Genomic DNA, 12864 nt, shown 5'->3' with positions numbered 1-12864 from the left:
CATGACTGTTTAATCTGCCCGAAACCTTGAGGTATGAATAAGGCTAAGTATACGTTTTCAAATCATTTAAAGCGAAAGCCATTCCCGTATTAAACTCTAGAATAAGGGCTTTGGTGGCTTCATCTATTTTACCAGATCCTACAGATTCATGGATTTCTTTTCGACTTTGACTTAAAAAAGGGATGCCTAAATAGTCTGTGCTTGGACGTATTTTATGTAACACCTTTCTTACTTCATTCCAATCTGACTGGGCTACTTTTTCGTTGAGGATTTTCAACTCTAAAGGAAGATTCAGAAGCACAACTTCTATCATATCTTTCAAAAAGCTCTGATCTCCGGCAACCGTGCGATTAAGAATGGCCAGATCAATTTTAAACTTGTCTTTTAGTGATAAAACTTGGATGATGTTTTCTTCCAGAAATGTGAGATCCACGGGCTTTTGTAATAACCGCCAATTGCTAAGTAATTTTAACGGATTGGGTTCTTCAAATTCGCTTCCACTTACAAAAATAAAGGGTACAAAATCGTTTGCGTTTCTTCTTTGCTCTATCACGTTAATTCCGCTTATGCCCTTAAATTGGATATCGGAAATAACAATATCGAAATCATTCTCTGTCAAACATTTAACCAATTCTTCGCCTGAAGAAACTACAGTGAGTTCTGCTTTACGCGATTCTAGAAAGGCAGCAATAACTGCTCGGCTTACAAGGTCGTCTTCACCAAAAAGTATCTTATATCCAGAAAGAGAAGCTGTTTGTTTTACCTTTGGTTTCTTTTTTTCTTGCGCTTCTTTTCCTAGGTCAAAGTGAAGGTTGAAGCTCATGGATGTGCCTTTTTGCGGCTGACTAGTAATATTGAGGCTTCCACCAAAAGCTTCAATGAGTTTTATGGCAATGCTCAAACCTAGCCCTGTTCCTCCAAAAATTCTGGTAGTACTTTGGTCGGCTTGTGAGTAAGGTTCTAACACTGCGCTGATCTGCTCAGTAGTCATGCCAATACCTGTATCCATTAGCTCAAAATGAATATTGATTTGGTCATCTTCTTGATCTAAAATCTTTATAGAAAGTGTTACTGTTCCGTCTGAAGTAAACTTTAGGCCATTCCCTATAAGGTTGTATAAAATTTGACTCAAGCGAGTTGGGTCGCTTTTTAGAACAATGGTTTCTTTAGGAAAATCGAGCTTTAACCGCGTGTTTTTTCTTTCGGCTTCAAACTCAAAGCCTGCAATAATGTTAGATATACATTCTTTTAAGTTAAAGTCTACTTTCTCAAAGCGCAGTTTGCCTGCTTCAATTTTTGAGATGTCCAGTATGTCGTTTATAATGGAATTGAGATGATTGGACGTGGCTTTAAGAGATGGCAGGTAGTTATTAAGTTTAGAGCTGTCGTTTTCTATTAGGCTAACCAAACCCGCAATGCTGTTGAGCGGAGTTCTTACTTCGTGGCTTACGTTGGCAAAAAACTGGTTTTTGAAGTTTTGTATTCTTTTTAACTCTTCGTTTTGGTACCCAAGAAGCTGATTTTCCATTTCAGCCACTTTATTTTGAAGCAGTGCTATTTCTTCATTTATGGCGCTATCGTTTCGGCTCTGTTGGTTTAAGAGAATCTTTGGGTAGTCACTGGTTTTGTCAAGAATAACGAGTTGAAGGTGTCCGTTTTCTAGTTTTTCAAAAGTAAGGCTGAACAAACCTTGCCGCTGCTCTTCCCATTCTACTTCGGGAAATGCATGGCGTTCTCCCTTGAGCATGGTGGTAAATACTTCTTGTAAACTTTGTAGAAAAATAAACTGATCGAAAATAGGCTCGCCTATATCTGTTTTTAGCAATGTGTCGCAGCTCTCAAGTATTTTTCCAGCTTCATCAAAAATCGTTACTTGAATTTTTGAAGCTACTTGCTGAAGTTTGACTTGACTGAGCTTATCCATTTACAGCATGGCTTTAGATAGGTCGATAAAAGCTTCTTCTACATATTCTCCTGTTTTAGCACTTGTAGCTTTAAAAGGGAGGCCAATGGCTTGGGTAACTGATTCAAGTTCTGCTTCAGAAATCAAATCTTTTTTATTTCCTAAAATTTGAACGGGTGCATTTGGTAGTAATGACTTCAGGTAGTCTATCTGGTCTGCTAAATTTTCGTAAGTAGAAGGGCGAGTAACATCAAATACATAGATGATTCCGTGTGAACCCAGCTTATAGCTTTTCGATACACTGTTTTGTTCGGTTTCACCCGCAATATCCCAAATCAGTAGGGTCATTTGATGCCCATCAAACTCCACAACTTTCTTGTCAATTTTTACCCCAATAGTGGTAAGGTATTTTTCTGAGAATTTACTGTGGACGAACTGCTGTACTAAGGAAGTTTTTCCTACTCCAAAATGACCAACAAGAATTACCTTTTTATTCATTCTTGTCAAAGTTATCGAAGTATTTCTCAAGACCAGAGGTAATTCTCTCTTGCTTCACTTCCTCGTCAGCATCTTTGGCTTTTTTTAGCACCTTTTCAGCAAAGTCTAGCAAGGTGTCATCTAGCTTATCTCTAAAAGCCATGCTCATTCCGCCTGAGGTAACAACAGCTATAAAGAACGACTTGAAGTTCTTGATCACGATTTTATAATTGTCGTAGTCAATGCTATCCAATTCTTGGCTTTCACCTTTAAATGCATCTTCCACAAAAGCCTTAATGGCTGTGAGCATTGCAGCAATCATGTCTTGATCAACCGAATGGTTTTTAGAGAAACTCCCAAGCAACATTCCCGACTGTTTTTCAACAATAAAGATTTCTTCAATTTTAGGCTCAATAAGCTTAGATATGATCAAGTCTTTTTGAGGCGTACCGGTAAACCATGCCTTGATTCGCATTTTCCAAGCTTCCCAAGAAAAGGCGAGCTTCATTTGCTCGTCCACTTTTTCTGAAAGCTTTTCAATCTCGTTGGTAATGTACTTTTTGATCATTCTACCCAAAATGGGGTAGAGTGCTTCTACTACTTCATCTTGCGATTCGCGAATTTGCTTACTAATTGTTTCTGTAATTTGAGGGCCAAAAAGTTCGGGAAACCGATGCCTTAGGTTTTCGCGCTCATCATCCAGAATAGGCTGTAGTTTTTTTTCCAGCCTATTTCTAGAATTCAACTGATCATCGAGGTCGTTTAGCTTTTGAGCAAACTCATCCCTTTCCTCCCAGTCTTTCTCTAGGAGTATTTCTCTAAGTTTATCAAAAGCCAAGCCTTTGCTCATGAATGCTTACTTATTCAGCGATTTGTTTGCCCATTTCTTGTAATAGGGCTCCGAGTAGTTTTCTGTTTACTTTTCTATTGTCCAGGTCGGTAACAGCTTCATCCATGTCCGACCTAAGTTGGGTTACCTTCTTATTCATGTCGGTTCTTAAATCATTGATGATGTTGTTGAGCTGGTCGCGGGTATCATTAAGCTCACTTTCAATTTCATTGCGAGTGCGCTTGATCAATGCTTTGATTTCGTTGAATTCTGCATCGTATTGTTGCATGCTTTCTCCAAAAATCAATTGTTTAACCGCGTCAATTTTTGGGTCGCCTGAAGAAACAGGTTGTTTCTTCTCTTCTTCTTTTTCCTTAGCCATGATTTATTTAATTAAAGCTTTAAGTGTTTTTTCGTCTACTTCGCCCGAAGGGAAAAGACCATTGTTTTGTTGAAAAGTCTTAAGTCTATTGGCAGTAATTAGGTTAAATATTCCGTCTTGCGGAATGCTGTCAGCGTTTTGGTTCAGAAGCTTCTGTAGCTCCCAAACGGCAGCTCCTTTTGCTCCTATTTTTAGGTTCAGTAAACTATAGTGTCTATCGAATTTAAGATCTTCTGGAGTTACGCTTTGCTCAAAGTACATTTGCACTTCGTAGTTGCTATAGCCTTGTGATTTTAGTTCGGCCGAACGCTCTAGTTTGGCTTGGAGCATTTTGGCGGTGGTAATCATTTCATTATAAACATCGGTAGCTCTGGTCGATTCAAAATCTTCATCATTGATAAACCGAACATCTATTTGATCATTTCTCCATAGAGATCGGGCGTAGGAACCTACTTCTAAAGCTGTTTTATAATAGTTTTTAAGAACTTCAGGGTCGTAGAAATCGGTATCAATATTTTCGCTTAGCTCATAGTCGTAAGCTGAAGGAGGATTGAATCTGCGATCTTTAAGGTACTGAACTGTGATATAGGCAATTATACCGATGAGTACTACAATAACTAGAAGACGCTTCATGACTGTATTATTTAAAAAATCTCAGTTGTAAAAATAGCAGAAATTATTGATCAGTTAACACAGTTACAGGGTATAAAACGAAAGACAAGCTTTAGTAACACCAAATCAGATAAGATTTTGATAGCAATGATGTTATGAATGGGATATAAAGAATGTCGCCCAAAGTTGGGCGACATTTTGTGTAATTTATATACTGTATTTTGTTACAAATCGTAATTCACTGAGAATAAGAAATAACGTTTTTGAATAAAGTATTCGTAAGTGCTAATTAGGCTTTCAGAAAACGAATCTCTTCTAATTCCAGTGGTGTTAAGCAAGTTCATAGCCGTTGTTTTAAACTCCCATTTACTTCCTTCTTTGCGGTAACTTAGTTTAGCGTTGAGCAAGTCATAGGTACTTTTAGTTCCGTTTGTTGTGTTCTTATAAGTGTTGTACTCATAATCGGTATCGAAACGGAAACCTTTTAAGAAATTGACATGTAAACGGGCAGTGGGTTTATGGTTTTCAAATTTACTGCTTGTGCTTCGTGCGGTGTAATTATTGAATGAAACCTCATAACCAAAATTAAACTCTAAGGCTTTTAGCACAGTAGTAGAAATGCCTGCTTTATAGCCTTGTTGAAAACTAACGTTCTCATTTTCAATGTCGCTAATACGGTTATTGGTTGTTGAACGCGACCAATTTCCTGAAAGACTTACTCTGTAATGATCAAATCTTTTGTCTATGCTGGCATTTCCCGACATGTTTTCGTTGGCCAAATCAATATTAACAGGTGTATTTATTCTTTCTAAACCACTAAAATCTATAATATTGGTAATGTCGTCATATCGCTTTTGGTAACTCACCCCACCCGATACATTTAAGAAGTTATACATGTTGAAGTTAAAGTAGTTGAGGTTCAGGTTATGATACCAGCTGTTGTCCAACACTGGGTTTCCTGCAAATAGCGAATTATAACCTCTCACGATGATGCCTTGGGCAGCATTTTGAATATCGGTAAAACTGGCCGACACACCATAATTCAGATTCAGTGAATGCGAATTTCTGAAATTGTATTTGGCATTTAATGAGGGAAGTAGAAGCGTTTTGTCGAAACCTTCGGTGATTCCGCTTTGCTGATTTTCGATGGAATACCGATGCAAGTTCAAACCAGGATTCAATACTAACTTACCAAATTTTACTTTGTAGTATAGGCCAAAATAGTAGTCGCTAAAAGTATAGTCTACCAAGTTATTCAAATCAGGATCGTTGAACTCATTAGTACTTCCGTTATCCAATTTTTCCAAAATACTGGAGCTCAAATCCTGACTGGTATGATTCACGCCAAGTTTGAAGTTGATGTGATTGGTGTTGTTGAGTATTCTGTAATAGTTAATGGCTGCTTCGGCTTGTTCGGTGCTTATGTTCTTAAGCTGGAGCAAATTATAAGGACTGTTGCCCGTCATAGGAATGATTGCCGCAAAAGGTCGTTGTGTGGTTAGCAAATCATAACTTGGATCTTGCTCTTGGTTCTTATAGGTGGTTTCTACGGAAAATACATTCTTATCATCGGGTGCATAAAATGCTCTCAATTGCTGCTCAATAGAAAATGGTTGCTGTGTGCTCATGCTATTGATGTCATTGGAAGTATTATTGAAAAGCGAATTTTGAAGATCAGAATTCTCAATGTCCGATAAACGCGAAAACACATTGTAATCCAATTGTAAGCTTGCGTTTGGCGAATAGGTAATACCCAACTTGAATAAGCCCGAAGTGCTCTGTACATTCGATTCAGTAGTGAGGGTTTCCTTTTCTCCTGATTGCAAAATATACTGTCGTTCCGAAATTGAACCCAACGTATTGTCTACTTTAGAGCCAATGGCAAATCCAGAAAACCTGATTTTGCTGCTAGGTGTGAAATTGAAGTTGAGAGCTCCCAATTGATTATTCAATTCTTTTGCGCTGTTTCTTTCGGCCATTGGAATGCCTAATTGGTCAGAGCTGACCCTAAAGTTTGAGCCCGATCTGCTTCCTAAATTTGCCAAACCACCACTAAACCTAAAGTAGTCGCTCATACTAAAAGCCAAGTCGCCTACATTGTTGGCATCACCAATAAAGTTGATGTTTGTTTTCTTATCATAATAGAAAACATTGGCGTGTGCTTTATATCTTTCTTCGGGCCCTCCAGCAAGTTCCAAATCACCAAAAACCATGTTTTTCATGTCTTCCTTGAGCTGAATGTTCAACGCCAATTGCTCACTATTGTTCACTCCGCTCAAAGGGCCAACATCATTGAAATTCTGCAATACTTGAACTTTATCTACCGCTTTAGCAGGTAGGTTCTTTGTGGCCAATTTGGTGTCGCCTTCAAAAAACTCTTTGCCATCCACAAGTAGTTTATCCACCTTTTTTCCCTGTACTTTGACTTGGCCGTCTTCATCTACTTCAAAACCAGGTAAATCTTTGAGCACGTCTTCTAGCTTGCGTTCGTTGCCTTGAGTAAATACATCGGTTTTATAAGTAATGGTATCGCCTTGAATTAGAATGGGCATTTCAGAAACCACTTCTACAGCACCCAAATTTCTTTCGTCATTATTCAGCTGAATAGAAACGGGTAAGTCTTGGGTATCTTTGGCAGTGAAATACCTTTCGAAAGGAACAAAGCCAATAAAACTGACCTTAAGCTGATAGACCTTTTGGTCTTCAAGTAGCAATCTAAACTGGCCTTGTTTATTAGTCACTCCAAACGAAGCAATTGTTTTTTTGGTGGTATCCATTGCCATTACGTTGGCAAATTCAAGCGGAAGGCCCAGTGAATCTCTTACCTCGCCAAGGTAAACCACTTTCTGTTGGGCGTGCGCTTGCTGTATTGCTCCACATAGAAATGCGAGCAGAAAAATAAAACCTATTCTTTTCATGTTGTGAGTTTTTGACCTTTGGGTTCGAAAAAATTAATTGCCGCCTATTTTAATCTGGATGGTTTTTCCATCTCCACTACCTTGGCTGTATTTCTCCATCATCTCTTTGGTTTTTTCGTCTCGAATAACCTTTAGCTCTTCTGGAGTTACCTTTTTTCCTTTTGACGGCTTTTTAATCTTCACACCATCTTCTGGATTTAAAATTACTTTGGTGCAGAGGTAGGTGGTTTTGCCATCAGAAATCTCCATGATTAAACCCGGTAGACCCCAAAAATCATCTGGTCCTTGTGAAACTGGGATTTCGGGAGTAAACCATGCCTCGAGGCTTATAGTATCAGAAGTTACTTTAGATTCCTTGTCGTCATTGTCGAATGAAATGACGGTGCGCTCTACTATTTCAGAAAAAATGGCCTTTTGAGCAGTGTAATTACCAATTTTCTTGGTTTCGTTGGTCAGCTGCCATTCTCTGTTTTTAAGCTTACTCTCAACTAAAAATGGTTTGCTAAACACTTCGGTTTCGTTTAAAAAAAGATTGTCTGCAGTGTTTTTGTACTTAACTCCTCCTCCAGAAGAAAATCTCATTACCACTCCCCCTGCTGAGGCCGCTGGTGCTCCTTCAAGGCTTTCTACTTCGGCCCAAGTAGATTCAGTTAAGTTGAATTTCAACTCATATTCTTTTTGCGCCATTTTTTTAAGGCTTTCTTGAAGTTGCTTTTCCATTTCCGGAGACATCCCGTCTCCTTTAATACTCATCCCGCCCATTTTGCGGGCAGATTGGTAAGTAGCGATGCCTTGAAAGTTTTGGGCATTGAGTGTCAGCGTTCCTGCTGTTATAATGCCCAATACGAGCATAATTGTTTTTTTGAGCTTTTTCATTTTTGATCTGTTTTATGGAGTACAAAAAAGCTTCAATTCAATCAAACCGATAGTTAACCAGTGTTAACGAGTGTTAACCTTTGATACTCAAGCAGTGAGAATGCGTATATTTGATCTGTGAAAAAGCGCAAGTTCAAAGCCATTATCTATCTGATTTCCTTTACGGTATTAATTACCGTGGGCATTCAGGTGTATAGAAATGTTCAGAACTATAACCTGAACAAGCAGCGCTTTATCAACGATGTGCAAGTAGCTTTAGACAACGGAGTAGAGGGTTATTTTTCCTCTTTGGCCAAGAGTTTTGTGCTTTTGGACAAGGGCGATAGTGGTGCCTTTGATTCCAGTGAAATCAAGGCCTTCTTTCAACATAATTTTGAAGGAAAGGTTACTGACTCTCTCTCAAAATTTGAATTTTCTACCAAAAGCAATTCTATTTCAGACACTTCTATTGGAGGAGTCACTGTGCGAAGCACAAGCAAAGGAGATTCAAGAATCCGCTTACTTGGAGGTGCTAAACTTAATAATTCAGCTTCCATTAAAAGCATCTCCATTTCTAAAGATACCATTCCATCAATAAGCCTGAATGAATTAGAGGTGTTCACCACTAAAATTATGATTTCGATGGTGCAAGACTCCATCGATTTTGAAACCTTAACCAAGTATGTAAAGAAGGAGCTGGGCCGAAAGAAAATAGATATTGATTTCGCTTTTGCCTCTTTGCAAAACAGTGAGGTGGTTGAGCGATCGAGAGAGTTTACTGATGATGAGTTTTCTCTTTCCACCCTTTCAAAGACTAGCTATTTGCCCAAAAAGGAGCTCAAGATGTATTTCGATAATGCCTCTTTAATTATTCTGAAAAGAGGAATGGTCGATTTGTTGATTTCACTGCTCATTTCGGTTTCTGTGGTGGGTTCACTGTTATACCTCTATAGAATTATCAATCAGCAAAAACAGTTGGCCGAAATTAAGAACGACCTGATTAGTAACATCACCCACGAATTTAAAACACCAATAGCTACAGTTACTTCAGCCCTTGAAGGTATCGCAAATTTCAATCAACAAAACGATCCTGAAAAAACAGCCAAGTACTTAGACATGTCGAACGACCAGTTGAAAAAGCTCAACCTAATGGTGGAGAAATTACTAGAAACGGCCACGCTTGACAGTGATGAATTAAGCTTGAGAAAAGAACCTGTGAATTTAACACTGTTACTTTCCACCATGATTGAGAAGTATAAAATGCTGGCTGGAGATAAACTACTGTCATTTATGGCCTCTACTACGGATGTCATTATAGAAGCAGACCCTTTTCATTTAGAAAATGCCCTTTCAAATTTGGTGGATAATGCCATCAAATATGGAGGAAGAGATATTCAGGTAATTTTAACTCAATTGGGTACTCGTGCTCAAGTAATTGTTCAGGACAATGGTGGTTTTATAGAAAAGGGACAAAAAGAAAGAGTTTTTGACAAGTTCTATAGAATCCCAACTGGTAATCAGCATGATGTGAAAGGCTTTGGGATTGGCCTTTACTATACCCGAAAGATTATTGAGAAACATGGCGGGTCGATTGATTTAGTTCTGAAACCTCAGTTAACCAGTTTTGAAGTTGCCTTTTCATGACGGGAAAAATTAAAATATTGTTGGCAGAAGATGAAATGGCCCTAGGCACCATCATTAAGGAAAGCCTAGAAACTCGCGGTTTCGATGTGCTTTTTTGTACCAATGGTGAGCAAGCTTTAAGTACCTATCGCTCAGAAAAGCCTGAATTACTTGTGCTTGATGTAATGATGCCCAAGAAGGATGGCTTTACGCTTGTTAAAGAAATTCGGGCTGAAAATGAGAAAATTCCTGTCATTTTTCTCACTTCAAAATCCAGAACCGAGGATGTAGTGGAAGGCTTTGGTTTAGGCGGAAATGATTATTTGAAAAAGCCCTTTAGCATGGAAGAACTCATTGTTCGAATTCATGCTTTATTGGATAGAAAGAGAAAACGCGAATCTTCAGAAGAGGTGAACATAGGTCATTATCGTTTCAATCTTTCCAAACAAAAGTTGGTTTTTGGAGACCAAGAACAAACCCTAACCCATAGAGAAGCGCAACTGCTATTTCACTTAAGCGAAAATCGAAATGCAGTTACTGATAGAGGTTTAATTTTAACCCAACTCTGGGGAAATGACGATTTCTTTAATGCTCGAAGCATGGACGTTTTCATCACCAAACTACGCAAAAAGCTATGCGAAGACGAAACCGTGGAAATTCTCAATGTTCGAGGCTACGGGTATAAGTTGGTGTGTTAAAGTATTAATGTGTTTGAGTATGGATGTATTGAAGACTATAGAGTAATCCATTTGACTAAACTATCTAACTTACTCCATTCAAAGTCTTGGATGTCTATTTTATATCCCCCTTTTTCAGAATAATTTTTCAGTAGTTTGACTTCCTTTTTTGGATCGTATTTGTAGTTATATTTCACTTCTAATATATATTCTAAAGAATCATTAATCACTTTTCTGAATCTGTCTTTCTCATAGATCAATGTCTCTGAGGTCTTCCTAATCTCCTTCTCATAGTGCCCACTAACTTTGGGGTCAATTGGAATCCATACTTGATTAAGCCAAAAAATATCTTGTTTACCCCTAGTTCTTCCATTCCAAATTCCTGGTTTTTGTGAAGTATCATAAGTAAACCAGTTCTTTGGTAGCTCTCTAATACCTAAAGCCCTTCTAGTCGGATTATATTTCAACCCATAGGTCTCTTACAAGGACTGATTCACATAGAAGTATTTCGTATCTCCATTAACATAGGTATCACGGTATATTTTATAGCCTAACAGCAATACAAGTACTACAATTGCAGAATACCCTAGAAATAACTTACCTCTCATAAACCGTTTTCTAGTATTAAATATAAAGGTTTAGACACAATTTTATTAGATAGCACAAAAAACCCCTTCCAATTTCTTGAAAGGGGTTCAAATATCTTTTTAAGTGAATTAGGTTTACCAGCTTCCGCCAGAACCGCCACCTCCGAAGCTTCCGCCTCCGAAACCGCCAAAGCCGCCTCCTCCACCGAAGCCAGACCCTCCTCCAAATGAGCCGCCTCCTCCACGGAAATTATCCCATTTGTCGTTATGGTTTCCGCCACCACTGCCCATCATAAGCCAAGCCCACCATGGAATACCACGTGAACCGTGACTATTACCTCTTCTCTTGCCTACCAAAGCTGGAATGATAAAGAAGAAAAGAATAAATAGCGTGAAGAATGGAAATCTTCCGCCACCATCTCCAGTTCTTCCACTCGCTACATCATCAGAAGTATATTCGCCAGAGGCCAGTTTGAAGATCACCGTAGTTGCATCGTCCAAACCTTTGTAGAAATTACCTTCCTTAAACCGTGGGTTCATATAATCCTCACGAATGGTATAAGTTGCAGCATCGGTAATGGAACCCTCCATACCATAGCCCGAAACAATGGCTGCTTTTCTATCACTGATAGATACTACTATAAATATTCCATTGTCTTTATTCGCTTGTCCAACACCCCATTTTTGCGCTGTTTGCTGAGCAAAATCCACCACCTCGTAGCCACCCAGTGATTCTACAATAAGAATTGACACTTGGGTCGAAGTAGTATCCTCGTAATTCAAGAGCTTTTGCTCAAGCGTATTGGCTTCAGCGCTCGATAAAGTTGTGCCTGTAAAGTCATTCACCAATCGCTTTTGGCTAGGCTTTTCTGGAATTCCCTGTGCAAAAGCAAGCGCCTGACTGAAGATTAAGACTATGGTAAGTAAGTATCGCATATTAGTTTTTTCCGAATGAGATGTCGTCTGACAGTTCGTTTTTGTCGTCCTTTTGGTAAGGAAAATGTTCTTTTAGCTTTTCTCCCGCACAAAGGATTCCTTCCACCAAACCAGTAGTAAGATTTCCGTTTTTGAAATGGGCCAACATTTTATCCTTGGTGGTGTCCCAAAATTCGTCACCCACTTTTTGATTAATGCCGGCATCGCCAATAATGGCAAAGCGGTGATCTTTCACCGCCATGTATATCAATACGCCATTTCTAGCATCGGTTTTATGCATGTCCAATTTGGAAAACATTTGCGATGCCCTATCAAGTACATTCTCCGTTTTGCAATGGTTTTCTAAATGTACCCGAACCTCTCCGCTGGTGTTCAACTCAGCTTCCTGAATTGCTGCTTTGATTCGCTTCTTCTGGTCGCTACTGAATAAATCCTCGGCCATTAGTCAAAAGTTACTTCTGGTGCTACATCCGACCCTGGCTTCGCTTCGAAATATCCCTTCTTCTCAAAACCAAACATACCCGCAATGATATTCTTAGGGAAGGTTTTGATAAAGGTGTTATACCCTTGAACAGCTGTGTTAAAGTTTCTTCTTTCTACTGAAATTCTATTCTCTGTACCTTCCAACTGAACCTGAAGTTGGCTAAACTGAGTGCTCGCTTTTAAATCAGGGTAGCGTTCTACCGTTACCAAAAGTCTGCTCAAAGCCGAACTGACACCTTGTTGTGCTTGCTCAAATTGGGCAATAGCATCTGGGCTTAAGTTCTCTGGGTTAATGCTTACCGAAGTGGCTTTAGCTCTGGCTTCGATAACACCAGTTAAGGTTTCTTGCTCAAAATCGGCATAACCTTTTACTGTGTTTACTAAGTTGGGGATAAGATCAGATCTTCTTTGGTATTGGTTTTCAACTTGCGCCCATGCACCGCTGATGCTTTCTTCGCGTTGAACCATTCCATTATAAGATCCTTTAAAAGTAGAGTAACCGATAATGACCACAAGGGCAACCACGATTAAAACAATCCATTTCGTTTTCATAATTTTTAGTGCTTTGAATTAAAGTACGGT

13 protein-coding genes are annotated in these 12864 nt (G+C 38.9%); 2 read left to right on the top strand and 11 right to left on the bottom strand.

What is annotated here, in order from left to right:
- Positions 1–43: 43 nt before the first annotated feature.
- The 7 genes from AAC026_RS02995 to AAC026_RS02965 all read right to left on the bottom strand — a co-directional run bounded on the left by AAC026_RS02995 (position 44) and on the right by AAC026_RS02965 (position 7997).
- Positions 44–1924, bottom strand: a complete 1881-nt coding sequence (locus AAC026_RS02995; RefSeq protein ID WP_339694930.1) for an ATP-binding protein — start codon at positions 1922–1924, stop codon at positions 44–46.
- Positions 1925–2401, bottom strand: coding sequence for a Rab family GTPase (locus tag AAC026_RS02990; protein WP_339694928.1), 477 nt, complete (start codon positions 2399–2401; stop codon positions 1925–1927). It lies immediately after the preceding gene.
- Positions 2394–3230: a hypothetical protein gene (locus AAC026_RS02985; RefSeq protein WP_339606523.1), complete on the bottom strand. Its 837-nt coding sequence runs from the start codon at positions 3228–3230 to the stop codon at positions 2394–2396. Before AAC026_RS02985 ends, AAC026_RS02990 begins: the two co-directional genes overlap by 8 nt.
- Before the next feature lie 10 nt (positions 3231–3240).
- Positions 3241–3591, bottom strand: a complete 351-nt coding sequence (locus AAC026_RS02980; RefSeq protein WP_053222366.1) for a hypothetical protein — start codon at positions 3589–3591, stop codon at positions 3241–3243.
- 3 nt (positions 3592–3594) lie between these two features.
- Positions 3595–4224 (bottom strand): peptidoglycan-binding protein, encoded by a 630-nt coding sequence (locus tag AAC026_RS02975; protein ID WP_339694926.1) that lies wholly within the window; start codon positions 4222–4224, stop codon positions 3595–3597.
- Between the two features lie 203 nt (positions 4225–4427).
- Positions 4428–7121, bottom strand: coding sequence for an outer membrane beta-barrel protein (locus AAC026_RS02970; RefSeq protein ID WP_339694924.1), 2694 nt, complete (start codon positions 7119–7121; stop codon positions 4428–4430).
- A 33-nt stretch (positions 7122–7154) separates the two neighbouring features.
- Positions 7155–7997 carry a GLPGLI family protein gene (locus AAC026_RS02965; RefSeq protein WP_339694922.1) on the bottom strand — a complete coding sequence of 281 codons (843 nt, stop codon included), beginning with the start codon at positions 7995–7997 and terminating at the stop codon, positions 7155–7157.
- 117 nt (positions 7998–8114) lie between these two features.
- On the opposite strand from AAC026_RS02965, the gene AAC026_RS02960 reads away from it, so the two are divergent.
- On the top strand, positions 8115–9620 hold the full coding sequence (locus tag AAC026_RS02960) for a HAMP domain-containing sensor histidine kinase (RefSeq protein WP_339694920.1): 1506 nt from the start codon (positions 8115–8117) through the stop codon (positions 9618–9620).
- Positions 9617–10297: a response regulator transcription factor gene (locus AAC026_RS02955; protein WP_339694918.1), complete on the top strand. Its 681-nt coding sequence runs from the start codon at positions 9617–9619 to the stop codon at positions 10295–10297. Before AAC026_RS02960 ends, AAC026_RS02955 begins: the two co-directional genes overlap by 4 nt.
- A 35-nt stretch (positions 10298–10332) precedes the next feature.
- On the opposite strand, the gene AAC026_RS02950 is transcribed toward AAC026_RS02955, so the two are convergent.
- The 4 genes from AAC026_RS02950 to AAC026_RS02935 all read right to left on the bottom strand — a co-directional run bounded on the left by AAC026_RS02950 (position 10333) and on the right by AAC026_RS02935 (position 12834).
- Positions 10333–10743, bottom strand: coding sequence for a hypothetical protein (locus AAC026_RS02950; RefSeq protein WP_339694916.1), 411 nt, complete (start codon positions 10741–10743; stop codon positions 10333–10335).
- A gap of 255 nt (positions 10744–10998) precedes the next feature.
- Positions 10999–11799 (bottom strand): TPM domain-containing protein, encoded by an 801-nt coding sequence (locus AAC026_RS02945; protein ID WP_339606529.1) that lies wholly within the window; start codon positions 11797–11799, stop codon positions 10999–11001.
- Between the two features lies 1 nt (position 11800).
- The gene (locus tag AAC026_RS02940; RefSeq protein WP_339606530.1) at positions 11801–12241 is read right to left on the bottom strand and encodes a TPM domain-containing protein; all 441 of its coding nucleotides are present in this window, start codon (positions 12239–12241) and stop codon (positions 11801–11803) included.
- Positions 12241–12834: a LemA family protein gene (locus tag AAC026_RS02935; protein WP_339606531.1), complete on the bottom strand. Its 594-nt coding sequence runs from the start codon at positions 12832–12834 to the stop codon at positions 12241–12243. Before AAC026_RS02935 ends, AAC026_RS02940 begins: the two co-directional genes overlap by 1 nt.
- Positions 12835–12864 lie beyond the last annotated feature (30 nt).

The sequence above is a fragment of the uncultured Roseivirga sp. genome, from assembly GCF_963973945.1.
In the GTDB taxonomy this organism is placed as follows: Bacteria; Bacteroidota; Bacteroidia; order Cytophagales; family Cyclobacteriaceae; genus Roseivirga.
Note: the sequence above shows the minus strand (reverse complement) of the source record. Positions and strands in the feature narration are given on the sequence as shown.